The 22,687-nt window shown below is 58.7% G+C and carries 11 protein-coding genes; 2 read left to right on the forward strand and 9 right to left on the reverse strand.

Features of this window, described 5'->3' with window-relative positions:
* Window positions 1-313: 313 nt before the first annotated feature.
* The 3 genes from gdhA to LHW45_06130 all read right to left on the reverse strand — a co-directional run bounded on the left by gdhA (window position 314) and on the right by LHW45_06130 (window position 7,698).
* Window positions 314-1,645, reverse strand: coding sequence for an NADP-specific glutamate dehydrogenase (gdhA, locus tag LHW45_06120; protein MCB5285149.1), 1,332 nt, complete (start codon window positions 1,643-1,645; stop codon window positions 314-316).
* 122 nt (window positions 1,646-1,767) lie between these two features.
* Window positions 1,768-4,710 (reverse strand): PEP/pyruvate-binding domain-containing protein, encoded by a 2,943-nt coding sequence (locus LHW45_06125; protein MCB5285150.1) that lies wholly within the window; start codon window positions 4,708-4,710, stop codon window positions 1,768-1,770.
* Between the two features lie 21 nt (window positions 4,711-4,731).
* Window positions 4,732-7,698, reverse strand: a complete 2,967-nt coding sequence (locus tag LHW45_06130; GenBank protein MCB5285151.1) for a hypothetical protein — start codon at window positions 7,696-7,698, stop codon at window positions 4,732-4,734.
* A gap of 14 nt (window positions 7,699-7,712) precedes the next feature.
* Between LHW45_06130 and LHW45_06135 the strand changes: the two genes are divergently transcribed.
* On the forward strand, window positions 7,713-7,877 hold the full coding sequence (locus LHW45_06135; protein ID MCB5285152.1) for a hypothetical protein: 165 nt from the start codon (window positions 7,713-7,715) through the stop codon (window positions 7,875-7,877).
* A gap of 267 nt (window positions 7,878-8,144) precedes the next feature.
* On the opposite strand, the gene LHW45_06140 is transcribed toward LHW45_06135, so the two are convergent.
* Window positions 8,145-11,654 (reverse strand): C25 family cysteine peptidase, encoded by a 3,510-nt coding sequence (locus LHW45_06140; GenBank protein MCB5285153.1) that lies wholly within the window; start codon window positions 11,652-11,654, stop codon window positions 8,145-8,147.
* A gap of 136 nt (window positions 11,655-11,790) precedes the next feature.
* On the opposite strand from LHW45_06140, the gene LHW45_06145 reads away from it, so the two are divergent.
* Window positions 11,791-12,702, forward strand: a complete 912-nt coding sequence (locus LHW45_06145) for an endonuclease/exonuclease/phosphatase family protein (protein MCB5285154.1) — start codon at window positions 11,791-11,793, stop codon at window positions 12,700-12,702.
* A gap of 591 nt (window positions 12,703-13,293) precedes the next feature.
* Here the strand turns inward: LHW45_06145 and LHW45_06150 are convergent.
* The 5 genes from LHW45_06150 to LHW45_06170 all read right to left on the reverse strand — a co-directional run bounded on the left by LHW45_06150 (window position 13,294) and on the right by LHW45_06170 (window position 22,666).
* Window positions 13,294-16,338: a T9SS type A sorting domain-containing protein gene (locus LHW45_06150; GenBank protein ID MCB5285155.1), complete on the reverse strand. Its 3,045-nt coding sequence runs from the start codon at window positions 16,336-16,338 to the stop codon at window positions 13,294-13,296.
* 90 nt (window positions 16,339-16,428) lie between these two features.
* Window positions 16,429-17,658, reverse strand: a complete 1,230-nt coding sequence (locus LHW45_06155) for an amidohydrolase family protein (protein ID MCB5285156.1) — start codon at window positions 17,656-17,658, stop codon at window positions 16,429-16,431.
* Window positions 17,645-20,317: a CRTAC1 family protein gene (locus LHW45_06160; GenBank protein ID MCB5285157.1), complete on the reverse strand. Its 2,673-nt coding sequence runs from the start codon at window positions 20,315-20,317 to the stop codon at window positions 17,645-17,647. The genes LHW45_06155 and LHW45_06160 overlap by 14 nt, the downstream gene beginning before the upstream one ends.
* Window positions 20,314-21,192: an Hsp33 family molecular chaperone HslO gene (locus LHW45_06165; GenBank protein MCB5285158.1), complete on the reverse strand. Its 879-nt coding sequence runs from the start codon at window positions 21,190-21,192 to the stop codon at window positions 20,314-20,316. The genes LHW45_06160 and LHW45_06165 overlap by 4 nt, the downstream gene beginning before the upstream one ends.
* Window positions 21,185-22,666, reverse strand: coding sequence for a SpoIID/LytB domain-containing protein (locus tag LHW45_06170; GenBank protein MCB5285159.1), 1,482 nt, complete (start codon window positions 22,664-22,666; stop codon window positions 21,185-21,187). Before LHW45_06170 ends, LHW45_06165 begins: the two co-directional genes overlap by 8 nt.
* Window positions 22,667-22,687: the final 21 nt, after the last annotated feature.

Genomic DNA, 22,687 nt, shown 5'->3' on the forward strand with positions numbered 1-22,687 from the left:
ATAGAGTGACAAAATATGAGCCTATCTATTTTGTCAAGAATTATTTGCAGATTTCAAAAACTACTTTTTGATCCTAAATGCTCTTACTTTTTCACCAGACCCTGAGGATTATGTGCAAAGGTCTTACTAGAGTTTACCTACCATAAATGAACTTGAGCCAAAAAAACTCCATCAAAAGACCTGGATTCCAGCCTGCGCTGGGATGACGGTCCGGTTACCCGCCATAAATGATCTGAGCCAAAATAGGTCAGTTGGTGAAAAAAAAGGGGAAAACGCGGTGGCGCTTTCCCCTATGCCTTGTGTGGCGTTTGGATCAGATGAGTCCCTGATCCATCATGGCATTGGCCACTTTGATGAAGCCGGCGATGTTGGCGCCGCGAACGTAGTTCGTGAATTCACCTTCCTTGCCGTAGTTGACGCACTGTGCATGGATGGCTTTCATGATGCCTTTGAGCTTTTCGTCCACCTCGTCGCGGGTCCAGGAAATGCGCATGGAGTTTTGGGTCATTTCCAGGCCTGAGGTGGCCACTCCACCAGCGTTGGCGGCTTTTCCGGGCCCATAGAGGATCTTGGCGCCGAGGAAGACTTCCACGCCCTCAAGGGTGGTGGGCATGTTCGCGCCTTCAGAAACGCAGAGGCAGCCGTTTTTGATGAGGGTTTTGGCCTCTTCGCCGTCGATCTCGTTCTGGGTGGCGCAGGGCAGGGCGATCTGGCCGGGGATCGACCAGGGGCGTTGGCCCTCGTAATATTTCACGCCGAATTCATCCGCGTATTCCTTGATGCGGCCGCGGCGGATGTTTTTGAGCTCCATCAGAAATTCCCATTTTTCGCCTTTGATGCCGTCCGGATCGTGGATGAAGCCGTCGGAATCGGAGGCGGTGACAGGGATGCCGCCCAGTTGGTTCACTTTCTGGATGGCGAACTGGGCCACGTTTCCGGAGCCGGAGACGAGCACAGTTTTGCCCGCGATGGAATCCCCCTTGGTCTTGAGCATTTCATCGGCGAAATAGACGGTGCCGTAACCCGTGGCTTCCGGGCGGATGAGGCTGCCGCCCCATTCCAGGCCTTTGCCGGTGAGCACGCAGGTGACCTCGTTGGTGATCTTTTTGAACATGCCGTACATGAAGCCGATCTCGCGTTTACCCACGCCGATGTCCCCGGCGGGAACGTCGGTGAACTGGCCGATGTGACGGTAAAGCTCCAGCATGAAGGAATGGCAGAAGCGCTGCACCTCTTCGTCGGAGCGGCCGCGGGGATTGAAGTCCGAGCCGCCTTTGGCGCCGCCCATGGGGAGGGTGGTAAGGCTGTTTTTGAAGATCTGTTCAAAACCGAGGAATTTGAGGATGCCCATGTTTACGCTGGGGTGAAAGCGGATCCCGCCCTTGTAGGGGCCGATGGCGCTGTTGAATTCGATGCGGTAGCCACGGTTTACCATCACCTCGCCGGTGTCGGTTTGCCAGGGCACACGAAAAATGATCACGCGCTCGGGCTCCACCAGCCGGTCGAGGATCTTTGCCTTGCGATATTGAGGGTTGGAATCGTAAACGTCCCAAATTGTCTCGACCACCTCGGTGACAGCCTGGATGAATTCGGGCTGATCCGCGTTTTTAGCAGAAACCTGATGTAGAAATTCGTGTTTTGTCATATTGCATACCTCCATGGTATAGATTTGAACACGCTTTTCATTTAAACTGGCAGCGCCCATGCTTTGGAAACGGCATTAAACCTGAGTTTATTGACCATTCACAGCTGAAAAGGCACATAGGATCACTTAATTATGACGGCGTTCTTTCCGTCAAACAAAAATTGCAGGTTACGGGGGGTTTTCTTCACCAGAAAGTAGTTACCCTCGTCCAGGGTGGGCAGCCCGAGCAGCCAGTCCCAGGCCAGAAAGTCGTTCACAGCCTTCTCCCAGACGGTGAGATAACCCACGTTCATTGAGAAGAGGTTGTGAAAAAAATGCGATCCGTGGGAAGCCTCGATGGACATGTTTGGCAGCACGACCTCCACGATGATCTGGGCGTTGCAGATCTGGCTCCAGTTCACAGGAATGCCCAGAAAGCGGTCGCTGGAGCCCCAGCGTCCGAGACCGATCAGCACATATTTGAGCCCTTGCTCGCGCATTTTTTGGTTCAGGGCATCCAGTTCGGCGGCCATTTCCTCGGTCTTGACGATGTCGAAGCGCTCGGGCGGGATGAAGATGACCGTGTCCACCTCTTCAACGATGTCGCTGCCCAGGGCGTAGGAGGAATAGACCACCAGTTCGTCCTTTTTGGCAGCGAAGTTTTCCAGCGACTGGGAATAGTGGCGGATGTTAACGGCGATGGGGCGCACCTGGAGGAGGTGGAAACTGGCCAAACCGCTTTGGGGATCTACGTCGAAGGCGAATTCCATCTCGATCTCGCAGCCCAGCACCTCGCGGCCCAGCAGCAGCAGGTCGCGGATGATGGGGGAGAGGGGGTATTCCGCGTAGTGGAGCAATTTGCGGTAGGTGACCACCCGCGGGCCCGGGATGTGGCGTCCGTCCTTGAATTCGCGGTTTTCGTAGTCCCAAACTGAGGAGAGCAGGCTGAGGTCGGTCTCGCAGAGTTTTTGGGTAACGCGCACGCGGTCCAGGGAGGCGTTTTCGCCGCTGATCAGATCAAACTCGGTGAGGCTGGGCTGGATGGCGTAAAAATGGCGCTGGGCGGCCTCGACGATGTCGATGGCGCGGAACATGTCGCGATTGGGGAAGCGGGGGCAAAAGGCGAAGGTGCGCTCGCGCTCCACGGCGGTTTTGCCCAGGCCGGTGGAGAGGGTAACCACGCCGTCCTCGTGGGTCATGTTCGTGCCGGGGTAGAAATTGTAGGATTGGGCGACACCGGAGACAAGGGGGTAGAAATGCTCTCCGTGCAGCGAGCCGGCCACCTTCTGGATGATGACGGCCATCTTCTCCTCGCGGGCGGGGATGCGCAGCTTTTCGCGGTAAACCCGGGCGGACCGCTGATAGAGTGAGGACCAGACCAGCTTGACGGCCTGGGAGAGTTGATCGAGCCGCGTGGCGGGATCGGGATGGCTGTTCGGGATCAGATAGGTGCGGAAGACGCCGGCGAAAGGATTGGCGATGGAATCCTCCATGATGGAGGAGGAACGCACGGCCAGCGGAAAAGCGCCCTGGGCAATGATCCGCTCCAAAACTGGGATAACTGAGGCGGGCAGCCGGCAATCCAGAAACAGCCGGTCCACCTCGTCATCCGATAGGTTCTCTTCCTCGGGAATGCTGGCCAGGGTGGGATTGGCGGCCACAAAAGCGTCGAATACCCCGGTGGCCAGAACCGCAGCGACGGGCACGCTGATCCGCACCTCGGGATATTTCTCGATGATATTGCTGTAGCGGTTCAGCACCACGTTCAGAAAGGCCAGGCCACGCCCCTTGCCGCCAATGGAGTCGTCGCCCACTTTGTAGATCAGGTTCAGGTTGAAATCGCTTTCCTCGTTCCAGTCCTGGATCTTCTCCCGGCGGCGGTAGGAGATGAGTGACTGGAAGGCTTCGCCCAGGCGTTCGCGCAGAACGTGGATCTCGTTGATCTCCTTAAACTTGTCCACATAGTTGGCCAGGGCGAGTTCCGCGTGGGTGCACAGCCAGTTGTGAATGTGGCCGTTGCGATAATGGTAGGCCAGGCTTTCGTCCGGGATCCCGGCCAGCTTGCGGGCAAGCCCGATCAGGGATTCCGCTTCGCCCACCACGGTTTGGTCGGGCAGGCGGAAGATGAATTTGCCGAAACCGACTTCTTGCTCCAGCCAGCGGCGGAGGCGGTTTTTGAGGCCGGGGAGGTCCTTGTAGAGGAACTCGCCCTCGTTGCTGGTGACGATATCGTAATACTTGGGGTTAAAGCTTTGCAGCAGGAAAGGCAGATTGGGCCTGTCCTTGCGCACTTCCTGCAGGAGCTTGAGGCCGCCGTCGCGGAAAGACGAACCCATGTAGTGGTAATTGACGTTGCTGATGATGCCCACGATGAGGTCGGCGTAGCGGTGGTAGAAGTCCAGGGCGCTTTCGTAATCGTGCAGCAGCATCACGCGGGGACGGGCATTCATGTACAGCGATTTGTTCACGTCCTGGTGTTCGCGGCGGATCACGGCCTGGTTCAGCAGCAACACCTGTTCCTGCAGCAGCGGCAGGAACTGTGAGTAGTAGGGGATGAAAGTTTCCACCACCAGGATCAGCGGCACCGGGAGCAGCTTCACGTCGTTGCCGATGTTGCGGATGAACTCCCACTGCTTGATGATGGCCAGCACCAGCTTGGAATCACCGTTCCAATAGAAGAAATCCTCCACTTCCTTGAGTTCGTCCAGGTGGTTTTCCACAAACATCAGGTCCTGCGGTGCGCCCATCAGGAAAAAGACCGGCAGTTCAGGATTGAAGGCCTTGATGCTCTTCACCAGTTCCAGCGAGATGGAGCGCATGGAGGCCAGGTGCACAATGATGAGGTCGATGCTCTCCAGTTCCAGAAGGCTCATGGTGCTGGCCAGCGAGGAGGAATGGTAGATGGCAGGCTGGGTGGTGAGGTTCATCAGGTGGAAATCCTCCTCCACATGCTCCGCCAGGAAGCCGTCGATCTCGAACACAAAAGAATCGTAAAGCGAGGCGATCATCAGAATGTGCCGCACCCGCGCGGGCATCATCTGATCCAGCTGTTCAAGCTCAAGGGACCAATAGTTCGAGGTGATCATCGCGCCGTTTCCTGCCGCGGCTCACTTGTGGATCACGGCCAGCCCTGTCTTGCCGTCCATCCGCACCACCAGGGGGTGGTCGAACTGGAGATGCACGAAAAAGTCACCGCGCTTGGCTTCCGGCTGCCGCAGCAGCCATTCCACGTCCACGAAATCCGTGCTGGAAACATATGGTATGGTGAAATAACCCACGTTCATGGCCACCAGGTTGTGGAAGAAATGCGTCCCCTGAGAGGCTTCCACGATGAAATCGCGCAGACCAGTCTCCAGGATAACCTTGGCGCGGTTGATCTGGGGCCAGCGCACCGGGATGCCCAAAAACTTGTCCCGCGAGCCCCAGCGCCCGGGGCCGATCAGGATGTAGCGTTTGCCCTGCTTCGCCATCGCGTCGTTGAAGCGCTCGATCTCCTGCTGCATTTCCACGGTGCGGATCTTGTCGAAGCGGCGCGGATCCAGATAGACCACGTCGGTGAGGTCGTTGATCACCCCGTTGCCCATGCCGTGTTCAGTGTACATCAGCAGCTCGCTTTTATCCAGGGTGGAGGCGTCGATGCGGTAGGCGTCTGTGTTCACGGAGAGAGGCCGCACCTGGAGGATGTAGAAGGTGGGTTTGCTGTTTTGGGTGTGATCGATGTCCAGATTGACCGCGAATTCTATCTCCACAGGGATGCCGAGAGCGATCTCGCCGATCTCCAGGAGCTCTTCTATGATCCTGGCCAGTGGGAAATGGTGGTACTTGAGGATGCCGTTGAAGGTCAGCACCTTCAGGCCACGTTCTTCCAGGTTGTCGGTGAGGCGATAGTTCTCATAATCCCAAACCGAGGCCAGATAGCGCAATACGCCGTGCTTGTCGGCATCCCGGAGGTTCAGCTTGGCCAGGGTGATCTCCTCGCCCTGGGTGAGGTCAAAATCGTTGCGGGCCAGGTCCAAGGCGTAGAATTCCTTTTGGGCGGAGCGCACCATCTCGGTTTGGGGCAGCATTTCGGTTTCCGGATAGCGGGGGCAGAAGCGGAAATTGAGCTTGCCCTCAACCACGGATTTACCAAGGCCCAGGGCGATGTTCGCGATGCCGTCGGTGTGGAGCATGTAGCTGGTGGGATAGAAGTTGTAGGACTGGGCCACCCCGGAGATGTGGGGATAGTAATACTGATCACCCTTGAGGGTGCCCACGGTCTCCTGGATGATCACGGCCATCTTTTCCTCTTCCGCCTTGAAGTTCAGCGCTTCCAGGAAATTGCGCGCGTCGCTGAGGTAGACGCTGGCGAAAACCAGTTTGATGGCGTCCATGAGCTGGCGCAGGCGATACATCTTGTCCGGATGGTTGTTGGGAAGCATGAAGGTGCGGTAAACCCCGGCCAAAGGCTGGGCCTGGGAATCTTCCAGCAGGCTGGAGGAACGCACCGCGACGGGATAGTGGACGCCGTCCAGATAGATCTCGAGGCGCTTCACAAGTTGCTCGGAAAGCTGGCCCTGCACGAAGATGGCATCGATCTCCTCATCGCTTTTGTCCTGCACCTCGTCCAGAATGTTGTTGGTCTCCACGAAGACGTCAAACTCGTTCGTGCCGATGATCGCGGTGCTGGGCAGGGAAATGCTGATGTTCTCGAATTTCTTCTCGAAATCCATGGTGCAGAGCAGGGCGTTCAGAAAAGCCAGCCCACGGCCTTTGCCGCCCAAAGAACCCTCGGCCATCCTGATGATCTGGTTCAGCTCGGTGAGCGAAACAGCGTCAAAATTGATGATCTTGCCCCGGTTCTTGTCGATGCGCACCGTACGGAAGGTGTGGTGGAGGAATTTCCGCAGCTCGTCCTTGCTGGAGAAATCCTCGATCTTCATCGGCCGGATGCGTTTGGCGATCTGCACTTCACCGTGGGCGATCAGCCAGTTTGAAAAGTGGTTGAACTGGCTGTGAAAGACCACCGATTCCTCCGGCACTTTGAGGATCTTTTCCTCAAACTCGGCGATGTTGGCCGCTTCGTCGATGGCTTCGCCGGCGGCGTTGCGAAACACGAAATTGCCGAAGCCGAGGTTGTAAACCATGAAGTTGCGCAGGTTGGAGAGCATGCTTTTGGAGTTCTTGTTCAGGAAATTGACTCCCAGTTCCTCGGCGTTGGCCTGGTTCACGTCTTCCGAGGATTGCAGGATCATGGGCAGGTCCTTGTTCGTCATCTTGATGTGGCGCAGCAGCTTCACCCCGGCCTGGGGATCCACCTCGCCCTTCACCTTGTAGCGCACGTCCGAGATCAGGCAGAGCAGATAATCCTTGTAGCGGTGATAGGCCTCGATCGCTTCTTCATAATCGTGGGCGAGGATCACCTTGGGGCGGATGCGCATCCTCAGGCGCTTGTTGATGTCGCTCACCTCCTCTTCGATCAGGCGCTGCGTCTGGCGCATGATCACGCTGTAAAGTGAGGGCAGGAACATCGAATAGTAATGCACGGAATCCTCCACCAGCAGGATCACGCGCACGAGGCCGTTGGCGGTGTCGAAATCCACGTTCATGCGATCCTCGATCACCTTCACCATGGCCAAAAACAGCTTGGTGTCGCCGTTCCAGAGGAACACGTCGTCGATGTAGCGCTTGTCTTCGGGGTGGTTTTCCCAGATGATGTAGTCCGAGGCCACGTTCAGCAGCAGCAGCACGGGCAGGTCGGGATGGTGGGTTTTGATCTCCTTCGCCAGTTGGAAGGGGCCGATCTCGCCGATGCGCATCATGGTGATCACCAGGTCGTAGCTGTGCTCCTTCAGCTTTTCAATGGCGTCGGCCCCGGTGGGGACGCTGGTGATGCGGGGGGCGGTGGTGAGGTTCAGTTGCCGGTACTCACCGAAGATCTGTTCCGAAAGCCGGCCATCCTGCTCGAAGATGAAGGCGTCGTAAAATGTGGAAACCAGCAGTATGTCGCGCACCCGTTTCTGCATCAGTTGGTGAAATATGTCCTCTCCGAACTTGAACTTGTTATAATAGTAGTTGAGCTCTTCCATCTTCATTGGCGCGTACCTCAGTGGCTGAGAATGTGATATTTCACGTTTATGAATCAGCCAAAGATGTCAACAAAAAAAATGGCTTGGCCATCACGGAATATGTGGAGAATTTTCATCACAGCGGGTCAAGTGGTTACATTGATGGTTTTTCCAAATCTGGGCAAGGGGCTGAATTGGATGATTGACAAGGATTTAAGGGAAGCCAATCAGGCCCAGCCACCGCCCCCGATCCTCTCTGCCCTCTCCCCGCTCTGTTGATTTTCAGCCCATGCCCCGTCGCGGGCATGGCCTGGACGTCGGTTGGGCGGGCACGGAACATCGAGGGGCGGGGAGGGGTAAGCTTTGTGAAGCCTGGACTTTGAGACATAAAAAGCAGCGGACGAAGGTCTCCGTCCGCTGCCATTAAGTTTGTGCCGGGGGGATCAGTTGCCCCCGGCTACATCAACTGAGGTTTATTTCATCAGGAGCATTCTGCGGGTCTGGCTGGCGCTGTTGGCTTCCAGTTTATAGAGATACACTCCGGAACTCACAGACCGGCCGGCGTCGTCGAGGCCGTTCCAGACCACGCTGTGCTGGCCGCCGGGAAGCTCGCTGTCCACCAAGGTCCTGATCAGCTGGCCCTTGGTGTTGTAAACCGCCAGGCGGGCCTGTCCGCTTTTCGCCAGCGAGAAAGAGAGTGTGGTGCTGGGATTGAAGGGGTTGGGATAATTCTGCTGCAGCGCGAAAGGCGCGATCACAGGATCATCCGCGTCCACGTAGCTATCCGTGGCCACTGTGGTGAATTTCACCGCCAGCCCTGCTTGCAGGGGGGCGGCCGTGGGCGGGTAGAAATTGCCGTGGGTGTAGGCCAGACCAACTGTCTGGGAGTGGTTTTCGATGCCCACGGTGCAATAGTTGGTGGTGGTGCCGGGGTTGTCCACGGTGTGATACTGGATCACGATGTCGCCGTCGCGGTCCGGCTGGGGGAGGAGGATGATCTGGAATTTCTCGAGGGAGGCGTTGTCCAGCAGGTCGATGTTATACTGGTTATAGGCGTCGTTCCACTGCACGATGTAGCGGTTGTTGGCCGTGTCGTACCAGCGGATGAGGCGCATGTTGTTGAAGATGCCGGCGCCCAGGCTGTCTACGCCTGTTTTCATTCCTTTCAGGTCGTCCCAGTAGCCTGCGATCATGGCGTAGGGTCCCAGCGCGGCCGGGATGTAGTGGTTGTAAAAATCAGTCATGTCGGTGGGCAGCAGCGAGATCCAGCCGTTGGAGCACATGGTCACATGGTTGTAGTCGCGGCCGTAGAACCGGAAGTTGAAAGGCAGGTCCACCGTGAGTGAACCGTCGTCCATTACCTCCCAAACGGTTCCCTGCCCGCCCAGGGCGGGATCGGTCTCGATCCATTCGTATATGGGGGCTTGGGGAAAGCCGGTGTCGGTGCTGTCGTAGGCGAAATAGCCGTATGCATCAGGACCGGTGGGGGAAGTTGTGGCCGGAGTGCCGGCCGTGAGGTGGTAAAAGGTGGTGTTGGTATATCCGTTGGCATTCACCACCAGCTTCATGGGCAGGTTGCGGCCGTGCCAGGCCTCGGCTCCCACGGTGATGTCCAGGCTGAAGGTCTTGGTCTCGCCGGGGCCGAAATTGCCGAGGTTCACGGTGCCGCCGCTGACAAAGCTAGCCGCGCCGGTGAGGGATATGCACTGCCCGAGGGCATCGCTGAGGGGGAAGGAACTGGTGTTCATCACCTGGAATTCCACGCTGGAGGTACCGCCAATGGCGATGGTCCCCGTAGCTCCCAGGATGGTGAATTCCGCGCCGCCGCCGTACATCTGGAACTGCTGGTCCAGGTCCGCTGCGTCGCTCTGGAGGCTGAAGCTGATATTGCGGCGGGGAATGATGTCCGCGTGGCCGGTGATGTTGAAACTGATGGTATGGGTCCCGCCCGCGGCAAGGTTGAAGGGGCTGTGGCTGTAGTCCACGGTCGCGAAGTCCTCCGCGCTGAGGGAAAGGTCGCTCACGGTGACGGGCGCCGCGGTGAAGTTCTTCAGAGTGATCTCACCGTTGAAAACGTTGTTAGGGATCAGGGTCTGCTGTTCTGCACTGTTGGCGGTAATGCCGATGCCGGCGGGTCCGCTGGGAGTGAGCGTGCGCACCAGGGGCAGGAAATTATCCTGGGAAACCGTGAGGATCAGGTCTCCGCTGGCTTCGGGATCGATCGGCAGGATGGCAAAGCCGTCTTTCACCTGGGCGTGGCTGAAGTCCGTTCCGTTGCGGGTTCCGGTTACCAGCGCGCCATTGTTGGCCGGGGCGTTGACGCGGATGTGGGAAGCGCTGGGGGAGAAGGCAAGCCCGCCTTCGATCACGCTTTCCGGGATGCTGTCCGGCACCAGCACCCACATCTTGAGGCTGGGATCGGCTTGGAGGTTGTAAACGTGGTAATAGAAGGCCACATACTGGTTGGGGCCGATGTCGTTGGGGAAATTCTTGTAAAGTTCGATCTTGCCCATCAGCACGCTGGAGGCGAAGCCGCGCACCCCGTAGTCGAAAATGCTGCGGAAAGAGCCGCTGGAGATGGAGTTGTTCAGCCGGGTCTTGGTGTGTAGATCGCTGGGACCCACAAAGGCCACGCAGCCGTTGGGCTGGGCCACGCTGCCCATGCGCATCCATTTTTCGCCGAAACTGGGGTTCACCGGGTTGGCGAAGTCGCCGGTGTTGCAGACGATGGAAAAGACCACCGGCATGCGGGGTCCGTTCACCGTGGAGTTGAGGTCCGGATTGTGAAAGGAAGGATAATGCCAGCCGTTGGCGTCACCCCAGCCGCGGTAGCTGATGAACTGCACGCCCTGGTTGATGGCGGCGGTAATGTCCGGGGTGCCGGGATAGGTGGGAGGATAGAAAACGGTGTCCACCGCGGCGTAACCGTGGTCCAGCATTTTGTCGCGCAGCCAGCGGGACATCTGCACCGGCGTGATCGGCCTGAGGCCGCCTTCCGCGTAGTTTCCGGCTACTGTCAGGCCCCGGGTCATCCAGGTGGTGTTGTTCATGAACGGCGCGCGTTCGTAGCTCACGGTTTTACTGGCCATGGTCAGAAATTCCGAGATGTCGTTGAAAGACAGCCTGCCCACCAGCATCTCCGGGAAGTAGTCGTCGCCTTCCAGCAGGGTGTACTGATGGTCGTCGGCGTCGTTCTCGGCATATTCCGGAGAGGGATAAAACGCCGTGGGGATGGTGTAGGAGCCCTGTCCGGTCACGTCGCCCAGCAGCAGCAGATAATCGCATTGATACTGCTGATAGTGGTTCTGGATGAAATTTCGGTAGTCGGTGAGGGAAGTTCCGGTCTCGCTGGGATAAGCCACGTAGACGTCGAAACCCTGCTGGCGTTTCCACTGCACGAAGTCGGTCTGGTAATTGGCCAGGTTGGCGTGGCTGAGGATCAGCATCCTGGGCCGGGCCACGGGCAGGTCGCGCAGATAGGAGGTGTCGAAGTTGTCCGCCAGTACCCTGTAGGCGTCGATGAAAGCGGGGGAGACGCTTTGGGGGATGTCCAGGGGCTGCTGGCCGGTCAAAGAAAATTCAGCGTTAGCGAGGGTGCGGATCCTCTCTCCGTCGTCGATCTGGGTTTGGATGAGCACGGTGAAGCCCCGCATCTCGCGGAAGCTGAAGCTGTTGCCGACGCTCAGGGCGTCCAGGCCGCGGTTCTGCTCGGTGTACAGGAAATTCCCGCCGCGGTCGAAAACGTTCCATTCCAGGTTCTGCACGCTCAGTTCAACGCTTTGGAAGGGCAGGGCGTAGGTGCGGGACAGCAGCGTGGTTTCCGGAAATTCGGGATCGCTGATCTCGCTGGCGTTCTGGGGGGCCGATCGCAGGCCCTTCAGGCGCGCGTCAACCCCGGTGGCGGTGGTCTGGCAGATGTCCCCAACAGCCGCGTAAAGCAGGCTCAGGGACAGCATTATCACTATCAAAAGGTAATTTCTCATCGGTATCCTCCCATGATACTGACCCCCTTGGTATGCAAATTTCATTCCGTAAATTCGCCGGGCTTGATATTTGGGTGACGTTTGGAAAGTTTCTTGCTTCGGTTATAATTTCCTAAAAAAGAAACCTGGACGGATGATGAACAGATCACTCAGATTGACCCTGCTGCCGCTGCTGGCCGCCATCGCGCTTTTCAGCTGCGGGACAAACACCCCGCTGGTGCCGCCGGAAGACGATGCCATTCTCAATTTCGGCACCGATGCTTCCCTTGAGATCGTCACCTGGAATCTGCGCACGTTCCCGCTGGACACCGCCAGCATCCAAACCATTGCCCAGATCATACCGCAGATGAAAGCAGACGTCATCGCCTTCCAGGAGATCATGGACTACACCGCTTTCAACGAACTCGCCAGCCTCATCCCGAACTACTCCGCCCATATCTACACCGCCACCAACACCTATCGCCTGGCCTTTCTTTACGACACCCGCGTGATCCAGGTCAACGACGCCTACACCATCTTCGAAGGCGACACCAATCCCTTTCCGCGCGCGCCTTACATATTGGACTTCGATTTTCAGGGGCAAAACTTCAAGGTGATCAACAACCATCTCAAAGCTTACGGCAACAACCATATAGATGAAACCGACCCCTGGGACGAGGAATACCGCCGTCGCCTGGCCTGCCAGATGCTGGACCAGCATATCACGCAAAACCTGCCCAACGAGAAGGTGATCGTGGTGGGCGACATGAACGACCAGATCGCCGAACCGCCGGAATACAACGTCTTCCAGGTCTTTCTGGATAAACCTGGGGAGTATCGCTTCGCGGACATGCCCATCGCCCTGGCCCCCACCTACAACAACGTTTCCTACCCTTCCTACGTTTCGCATATCGACCACATCATGGTCACCAACGAACTTTTCAGCGCCCTCGACGCTGCCGACAGCGTCTGCCGGGTGATCCGGGTGGATGAATACATGGGCAACTGGCAAAACTACTCCGACCAGATCTCCGATCACCGGCCCTTGGGGGTGAAACTCTTTTTCTAACCCAGATCTGGGGAGAACAGATCAACGTCCCTGGAAGGGTGTAGCAGCGATGGAACAGAGCGACGCAGGAGCATCGACTACAGCAGAACATCCCCCACCCTTTCCTAAACCTACGTCATTCCGGACGCAGATGCTTCAGCGCTGGAGATCCGTCAGGGTCCTCGCCGGACAACCTGTTGGCCGATGGGGTGATTCGAATCCAGCCCTTGCGGGAATAGCCCATCCCAGACACAGGCGAATGCGGGGTCTATCCAGACGCGGTCTGCATCGACACCTTCCCAGGGCATTACCCGGGTCGTCTGGATTCCGGGTCCCCGGCATTAAAACGCCTACCCGGAAGGACATGCCTAATCTTGGTGGTAAAGGACTCACTTGGTTGATCTGTGAAGTCCTGAAATCACCGCCCCCTTTGCCTCTTCCCATTCACTTCCCATTAGCCTCCCCCTAACTTCCCGCCTGTTAGGCGGGAACTAAGCGGGAGGCGGGCAAGGGGCGAACGGGAGGGGAAAAAGGGCCAATCCAGAGCCAAAAAAGGGAGGCCCCGGCAAGCGGGGCCTCTGGCAGAAAGGGTTCTGCTTTATCAGGCAGGGGTCATTTCATCAGAACCATGCGTTTGGTCTGCGTTTGCGAACCGTTGCTGAGGCGGTAGTGATAGATGCCGGAGGAAACGCCGCGACCGCTGGCGTCGGTGCCGTCCCAGACAACGATGTGGCTGCCTTTCTCCAAGTGTCCGCTGGCCAGGGTTTTCACTTTCTGGCCGCGCAGGTTGAAGATCTCCAGAGTGTGGGACTTGGAGGGGTCACCGATCTGGAAACCGATGCTGGTGCTGGGATTGAAGGGGTTGGGATGGTTCTGCAGCAGCCGGAATGCTTCCAAGCCTGGCACCACGGGATCGAGGTTGGCCACGGTGGCGTTGGAAAGCCTTTGCGCGTAGAGGCCCAGGATCTCGGTCTTGCCGCTGGAGCGTCCGTCCGCCCAGAGAGCGTAGGCGTCGTTGCCGTGGGTCACAATGAGTGGATTGTACTGCATTTTCCCGGCGTCGGTGAGCACATCGCCCAAAGGCGAGACCTGCACGAAGGTGCCGTCGGACTTGATGTATTTGTAATAGATGTCGGATTCGATATCATAGTAGTCCGCCCAGGCGATCACCATGCCGCCGTTGTCGAAGCGGGCGAGGGTGGGATTGGACTGGGTGCTGTCTTTCTGCACCACGAAATTGCCGAGGTCGCCCCAGAGGGGTGATCCGGCCAGGGAATACTTCTGGGCGATGATGTCGTGCATGCCGTTGATGTTTTCGCACCAGGCGAAGACGATCTCGTTTCTGAAGCCGTCTTTGTCCACCAGGGTGGGTTTTTCCTGTTCGCGCCCGTAATCGGCCAGATTCACTCCGAGCGGTTCCCAGAGGCGTTCTCCGGCAGTGGAGAGATGCTGTCCGTAATAGTTTTGGATGAAGTCGCCACGCCCGTCCTGCCACATCACGAAGATGCCCTGATCGGTCTTGGCGGTAATCGGAAAACGCTGGGCGGTATCGTAATTGGAGTGAGTGGAGGCAAGCTGTCCGGCTGTGGGCCAGCCGGTGGCGGCGCTGCCGTCCGGGCCCAGCTTTTTCACATAAACGCTCTGGGTGAAATCGGAAGGCTTGAAGCGCTGCCAGGAGTAATAGTTTTCCTTGAGGTCGGTGATCACGCATTCGTCGTTCAGTTCAGCGCCCGTGAGGGTGCTCACCATCACGCCGTCCGCGCCCCACTGCTTCTGGCCGTTCTGGATCATCTGGCCGTACACGTGGTAGCGGTAACTGGCGCCGACCTGGTCGTAGTTCGACCAGCCGACGTAGAAATTGCCGTCCAGATAGCTGATGCGGGGGTCTTTCTGGCTGAGGGGGTCCATGTCCGTGAGTTCCATGCCGGTGTCGCCCCAAAGCCTGTTTCCGTTGGGATCCAGCAACTGGAGGTAGATCTTGGGGTTGGGGTTGCGGTTGTCTTCCCAGGCTACGGCGATATGTCCGTCTGGAGAGACCACCGCGCTGGGTGTGAGCTGGTTGTAGCCGGTGGACAGGGTCACGGGGCGGCCGTTGGGTTCCAGGGCCACGCTGCCGTCGGGATTGAGGATTTGGAAATAGATCTGGTAGCCGAGGTTGGCGAAGCGGGTGTCCTGCCAGAGGATCACGGTGTCGTTGGCCCGGGGCAGGATCAGATAGTTGTCCAGCGGGGTGTCGCCGCTGAGACCCCAGAAAACTTCCTCGCCGTTGTTGGCCAGTTGGGGGGTGCCGGCGGAATTGTAAACTTGGAAGTTGATGCCCACGCTGCCGTTGCGGATGTCCATCCAGTTGATGAAGACGTTGCCGTTGGCCACTTTCACCAAACCGCTGTTCTGCTGGTTGGGGGCGGTGCAGACGGGCTTGCCGTTGGCTTCCCAGAGGGAGGTTCCAGAGGCGGAAAGATGTTGGGCGTAAATGTCGTCATTGGGCGTGTTGCCGTTGCGCAGGTCATCCCAAACAACGTAGCAGCCGCCGTTTCCGTCGGAAGCCATGCGAGGCCCGCTTTGGGCGAAATCCGCGACGCTGAGGGGCACACCATTCGCGCCCCAAAGCAAGTTTCCGGCCGCGCCGACCTTCTGCGCGTAGAGGTCCGTATACTGGTCGTCCAGGTCCTTGTCCTCCCAGATGATGATGGCAGCGTTGTCGCTGGTGGCCACTATCCTGGGGTTTAGCTGCTGGGTGAAGCCGGGGGAGCCGGAATCTCCGTAAACCACGAAGGGATCGGTCCAGAGCAGCTGCCCGGCCAGGTTCACCTTCTGAGCGTAGATGTCTGGATCAGTGTTGCGCTGATCCTGCCAAGTGAACATGAATTCCCCGCCGGTGAGGGTGGCCATGCGGACCTTGCTTTGGCTGCCGGTGGCGTCGGAAAGCACCACCAGCTGAGGCCAGGCCATGCTTCCGTCGGGATTGAAGCGTTTGAGGAAAATGTCTTCCGCGCCCACGTAGCTGTGGGTGTAGGCGATCATCAGGCCGCCCTGTCCGTCCGGCAGCATGGTGTTTTGTTCCTCGTCGCCGGTGCCGTTGGCGATGGGAATGCCGTTTAGGGCCCAGACGGGATTTCCGGAGGCGTCGAGCCGCTGTCCGTAAAGGTCTTTGCTGGGGTTGCGGGAATCCGACCAAACGATGTAAGCGCCGCCGGCGTTGTCCGGCTCCATGTTCAGCGCGATCTGCACTTCAACGGCCGTGCAGACGGGTTTTCCGCCCGCGGGCCAGAGCAACTGGCCGTTGGTGTCGATCTTCTGGGCGTAAACGTTGCCGTCCAAGTCGTCCGAAAAGTCGATCCAGGCGATGATGAAATGGTTGTCCGAGGTCATGGTGATCACGGGGTCTTCCTGGCGGTCCGGCTTGCCGTCGATCAGCAGGGGCTCGCCCCAGACCATGTTTCCGGCCGCGTCAACCTTTTGCGCCCAAAGGTCACGCTCGCCCAGCTTGGTGTCGGACCAAACGTAGATGGCGCTGCCGTCGGCGGTTTGCGTTCCGGTGCGGAACCATTCGATGTTCACTCCCTGGCGGATGGGAACGGCGTCGTTCCAAACCAGGGAAGCGGGCAGCGTAATAATGAATCCCAGTAACAGGATGATCAGGACTGCATTTTTCACGTGTCTCTCCTTGCTTGATGCTAAAATTATGAGTGGCCCCAGCGGGACCCGTTCTTGCAGATGAGGTTCAGTTTTGTCAATACAATGCAATTATGGTTCCAACCGGCGGAAAACTGTCCTGCCCGCGATCACGGTTTCCTCCACCGGCCACTCGTGGCCCCAGAAGCAGAGCGCCGAGAGCAGTTCCTCATCGGGGACGGCGGTGGCGAGAAGCTTGAGGAAGCAGAGGTCGGCTGACTTGCCGGGCTCCAGGCTGCCGATCTTGTCGTCCAGGCCCAGCAGGCTGGCATTGCCCAGGGTGAGGTGGTGGAAGAGCCGTTCGGGCTTGAGGGAGTGCGCGCTTTGGCGGAAATTGGCCAGCTTGGCGTGATAGAGCATGTGCAGGGTGGTGCCGGCCGCCACGTCGCTGCCAATGCCAATTTGCAACTTTTTGGCGCTTAGCGCGGGATAGTTGAATTCACCGCTCTTCAGGAAAAAGTTGGAATCGGGGCAGTGGGCGATCTTGCAGCCGTGGGAGGCCAGAATATCTAGTTCAGCCGCATCCAGGTGGATGGCGTGGGCGAGAATGGTTCTTTCTGTGAGCATTCCCAGCTTTTCATAGATCCGGGTGTAGGACTCCGCGCCGAAAAGCTCGAGCACCTGCTCGATCTCATGGCGGTTCTCCGAAAGATGGGTCTGGATCCAGGCGCCTTGCTGGGAGGCGAATCCAGCTGTTTGGGACATCAGTTCCGCGGAGCAGTAAAGCGCGAAACGCGGGGTGAAGATATAGTCCAACAGAGGGTTTCGGCCATGCCAGCACTCATACATGTCCACCGAGCGGGAGTAGGCGTAATCCGTGGTTTGGATAAGCTCCGGAGGGCTTTTGCGGTCCATCATGGTCATGCCGATCAAGGCTCTGGCGCCAGCTTGCGCGGCGCTGGCGAAGGCTATGTCGCAGGCTTCCGCGAAAGGCGCGGTGTAGATCACGGCCGTGGTGGTGCCGGCGGCGAAGAGGGCCTGGAAAAACTCGTCGGAGAGGGCCTGGGCGTAGGCGGGATCAGCCGAGCGGGCCTCCTCGGGGAAAACGTGGCGTTCCAGCCAGCTCAGCAAAGAGGGTTCGTAGGCGCCTCGGATGCGGTATTGGGAAAGATGCACGTGCACGTCGATGAGGCCGGGCAGGCAAAGCAGGTCGCGGCGGTCCTCGCAATCGTTGTCCTGGGCTGGATCGAAGCGGCGGATGAAAGCAATTCCGGCTTCATCCCAGGCGATCACGTGGTCCCGGTAGATCACGGCGGCGTCCGGGGTGAGCGGAGTGAGCAGCTTGGTCCTAATCTTGCGCATGGTTGATCTTCCTGATGGAGACGATCTCAGCCCCGCCCAGGCCGAAATGCAGTTCCTGGCTGCTTTGGGAGGTGGTGCCCTTGGCGGAGCTGAGCTCACGGACCAGGCTGTATTCGCTGCCGTCGAGTCGTCTCAGCTTTATTTCCACCCGGGTTCCGAAAGCAGGGGAGTTCGGATATTGGGAAAACTTCGCTGGATCGGTTAGCAGCAGCACTTCGCCGCTTTTCCAGACGGGTTTTACGAAGAGCGAGTGGAATCCGTTGTGGCCGCGGTTGAAGAGGATCTTCGTGCCGTTGCCGCTGCCCACCACCAGATCGGTGAAGCCGTCCCGGTCCAGGTCCGCGGTGGCGTTGCCCCAACCGTTGAAGACCCTCGCTCCGGCCAGGAAGGTCACGTCGGTGAAAGTGCCGTCGCCGTTGTTTTTATAGAGGTAGGAGCGGTCGTTTTGGTAAACGGAGGTGATGAAGAGGTCCAGCCAGCCGTCGTTGTCGGCATCCAGCCAAAGGGGATCGGAGTGCAGTTCATCGTAAGTGATGCCCGCTTCCCGCGTCACATCAGTGAATTGCCAGTGCCAGAGGGTGTCGGCTCCGATCACCTTGCAGGCCCAGCCATCGTTGCGCAGCAACTGGCTCACGTCCGAGATGTCGATGTAGCGGGGATGGGCCAGGTTGGCGACGAAGAGGTCGAGGTCGCCGTCGTTGTCGTAGTCGCCCCAGTCGGCACCGATGCTGTGGCCGTACCAGCCATCCTTGCAGCGTCCGCTCAGTCCGTCCCGCGCGGCCACGTCCAGATATAGGCTGTCGGCATGGTCCCAGCAGAAATTGCGGGTGAGGCGGTAGTTGGTTACCAGAATCTCCTGTTCGCCGTCGTTGTCATAATCCGCGGGGGCCACGCCCCGTCCCGCCAGACCCGGGTTCCTTGTGTAGTCGGGTGTTCGGAAGCCCAGTTCCACGCTTTTATCGCTAAAGTAGCCGCCGTCGTTTTGCCAGAAGAAGTCGGGATAGCCGGCCTGGACCTGCCAGGTCTCGTAGTTGGCGGCGTAGAGCGAGGGATAGCCTGTGTCGCCGGTTTTGACCCAGGCGGCACCTTCGGTGGGATGGCGGTCATCGATGTCGCCGGCGCGCTCGTTCACCTTCACGAAGCGGCTGCCTTCCTGATTCTTCATCAGGGCATCGCCGAGGCCCTCGGAGTTGTGGGAAATGGCCACGAAATCCAGCCAGCCGTCGAGGTTGAAATCGGCCCAGAGCCCGCCGTTGGAGCTCAACTGGCTGATGTTCACGGAATCGCTCACGGCCACGAAATCCTGCCCCTGTTCGTTGCGGTAGAGGGAGTTGCCATTGAAGAGCAGATCGCCGTAGCCGTCGTTGTTGTAATCGCCGATGGCCACCCGAGTGTAACGCTTGTCCGGGAAAGGATGTTCCTCGAAAATGGCACCCCGGTAGCCGGCCAGGGAACGCGCCCAGGTCATCAGATCGGCTTTCACACCCAACCTTGAGCGCAGCTGATCCAGGGCTGTGAGGCAGGCCTCGTCGTACTTTCGGCGCGGTGATCCCAGCATCAGCGACCGGGTGAAGCTCCGGGCTGCCCGCAGGAGAAAGAAATCCTGGTCCGGGAGCGCTTCGATCCGCCCCTGCCAATAGCTGATTTCCGCCAGGTCACCCCGGTCGTTGTTCGCGAACGAGAGCGCCTGGATTTCGTTGAGCAACTGCTGCAAAGCGGGACCGGGAGACGGCAGCAGCGCGATGAGCCCTGCTTCGTCGCCGAAGAGGTTCTGAACGGCCAGCAGCGAGAAGTATTCAGCCTTGAGCCGGGTGAAGCGCAGCCGGGTGTACCATTCCTCCGGAGTGTGGAAATCATAAAGCACCCGCACACGTTCTTCGTGGGAATAGTCGTTCAGGGCGGAATCGAGCATGAAGGCCACCTGGTTGAGCAGCAGGGCATTGTCCGGCCGGGAACGCCTGTAGGCGGGGCTGAGCATGTAGATGGCGGAAATGTAAAGATGCAGGTCGGACTGGAATCCCTTTTCCTGAATGAGGGCGTCCATGGCATCAAAATTGCCGGCGCCGGAGAGATGATAAAGTTTGTAGTAGTAGGCCACCTGGCCCCATTCGGAGAGGGGAAAGTCGCGCTCGAAGGTGTCGATGAGGGCCAAAGCCAGCGAGTCGGAGCTTTCCACGCTGATCCGGTCGATCGCCTCCCGGGCCAGGTCCTCGATCACTGGATTGTAGCCGCGAACGTGGCGCAACTCCTGCATGAAATCCTCGTCCGAGGTCCCATACAGAAAGTGGTCCAACACGATCTGCTCGTCTGGGGAACTGAATTCCTCCACCAATTGCTGCCGCACTTTCTCGAAGGTGGCGTTGTCCACCCTGGTCTGATCGGCGACCCGTAACCAGGCCAGCGCGTCTTCCAAAGAGTGGTGCCCCAGCGCCAGCCGCTCGCGGCAGCGCAGTTCCAATTCCGGCAAGTCAGCCCGGAGCGAGTGTTCCAGCGCAAGGCGGACCTCGGTTTCCGGTCCGGCCAGCAGTTCCTCAATTTTGTTGGCGTGGTTTTGCAGTGTCGCGAAGTTTTCGGTGTCGAGCAGCCACGCGAAATCTTCAGTGCTGATGGCCCCAAGCCCTGTGGCAATCAACAGGGTAAGGATCAGAAGGTTTTTCATGGCTTCTCCCTTAAAGCTGCGATCAGGGCGTTGATGTCCTGCGCGCTGAAGTGGTAGGTGGCGTTGCAGAAATGGCATTGGGGATCGATGCCCTCCTGCATGGTGGAGAGCTCTTGTTCCCCCAGCAGCAGCAGGGCGCGTTCGAAGCGGTCCCTCGAGCAGTTGCAGTTGTAGCGGATGGAACCAGCCGGAGTGAGCTCGAGCTCGCTTTCCTTCACCACAAAGCGTTTGAGGATATCCGGCAGCGCCAGCCCCATGTCCATGAGGTCCGAAACGTTGGGCGTCTTGTTCAAGGCGGCGATCAGTTCGTCGGCCAGCCTGAGATCGGCATCCGGCAGCTGCTGGATGATGAACCCCCCGGAAGCCCGAACAGAAGCGGTTTTATCGATCAATACGCCGAGGTTGACAACAGAAGGGATCTGCTCCGATTGGTCGAAATAGTGCGCCAGGTTGAGGGCCAGTTCGCCTGCGGAGAGGGCTGTGGTGCCAGTCGCCGGTTTTTTGTTCGGATAGCTGCGGATCACGCTCAGGGTACCGTTTCCCAAAGCCCGCACAGGGAAAAGGTTGGCTTCGTTTTCCTCCAGCCAGAGCCGGGGCTCGAAAGCGTAGCCGCGCAGATCGCCGCCGCCGGAGCAGATCATCAGGGCGCCTTTCAGAGGCCCGTCCCCGTCCACTCGCAGCGAAACCTCGCCTTCGGGCAGCTTGAGGTCCAGGCTCAGCATCGCCGCGGCGGAGATCATTTTGCCCAGCAGCAGCGTGTTGATCGGTGAAAGATCGTGCAGGTCGCGCAGCGTTTGCGCCGTTTGGGTGGATGATACCGCCAGCACCCGGAACTGTCCTGAAAAAGCGGTTCCCCGCCAAAGTTGGTCATTCATGTCGCATCCAGTTTGTGCCAATTTCCGTGCCCGGATAATAGTGAAACAGGATCTGCCGGTAATCCTCGCCGGAGCGGGCCTTCCTCAAAGCCCCCACCTGGCACATACCCACGCCGTGTCCCGAGCCGCGGCCTTTGATGGAAACCGTTCCCAAAGGATAGATGACCACCCCGCCGTTGTCGGCCAGCACAAAGCCGCCCTCAATGAAGAAGAAGGATGATTTGGCACCGCCAAAGGCCTGGCGGATCTTGTATTCACTGGTGTAGCGCACGGCCTTCTCGCCGTAAAAGGTGATGTCCGTGATCCGCCCCGAGCTACCGCGGCGGTTGATCACCAGATGTTCGATATCGGACAAGCCCACGTTTTTGGCCAGCTCCCTGCGGCCCAATTGCTTGATCCAGGCGGAAGCAGAGGCTTCCCAGGCGCTACCGCCCGTTTTGGATCCAGCCACCGAGATCCAGCGCCTCGCGTCCACTTCGGCCGATAGATTGTAACCGGCAGCCGCTTCATCGCACAGCACTCCGCTGAGGTGGGGGAGGGAAGCGCCGTCCCAGATGGCCTTGGAGGAATCGGTCCTGCCCCCGCAGCAGCTGTGGTAGGTGGCGTCGGCGATACGGCCTTCACGGATGAGGATCTCACCCGCGGTGTCTGTTGCTGCGGCCCGGACCCTTTCATTCTGCAGGTGCTTGCCCTTGTAAACCTGGCAGTGGGTTGTGTTGCAGAGGTCGTAGCCGTCCTTTTTATGGCGGTTGCTTAGCAGCAGGCTCACGGCGTGGGTCCTGGCCGCCACGGCCTGGGCTTTCATCGCCTCCAGAGGCGCGCTGCTGCCGATCTCGTTGGCGATCACCCCGGCCACGTAATCTTCCAGAGGCAACAAATGAGTGAGCACCAGCCTGCCTTCCACGCATTTCAGCAGGAACTCGCCGTCGTAACCCAGCTTGCCTCCGTCCAGCAGGAGGGGATCCGCGGAACTGAAACGCAGCGGCGTTTCCAGGTATTGAACCGCTCCCCTGGCCCCAGTCACCCGGACCGTGGCGTGAGTAAGCGGAATGCTCAGGACCTGCTTTTCGCTGATCCCGGCCAACCGGGCGTATTTCTGCGCTGTGGCCTTGTCCGGGAAGATTTGTTCCGAATAGACCAGGTTTTCCCGCCGGATCACCAGGCTGGAATCCTCCCAAGCAAAGGCCTCCCGTAAAACACCTTCGGAATCATCGTTCCAGGGTTCGCAGCTTTCCAGCCAACTCCATCCGGAAAGGGAGGCGCCGCTCTCCAATGTGATCCGGACGGGGGTTTGAATGCCGCGTGAAAGCGGGAAGTCCCGTTCGGAAAGGTTCACGTCCACAGGGACCCCGCTGGCGGGATCCAGATCAATACTGGCCCCGGAGCAGAGCAACACCTCAATGTACAGTTGCCCGTCCTGATACTCAGCGCTGTTCAGTCCCGCCCCATAAACAGCCAGAACTATCGCAAGCAAAGCTTTAACTATTAGACCATA

This window comes from Candidatus Cloacimonadota bacterium, assembly GCA_020532085.1.
In the GTDB taxonomy this organism is placed as follows: Bacteria; Cloacimonadota; Cloacimonadia; order Cloacimonadales; family Cloacimonadaceae; genus Syntrophosphaera.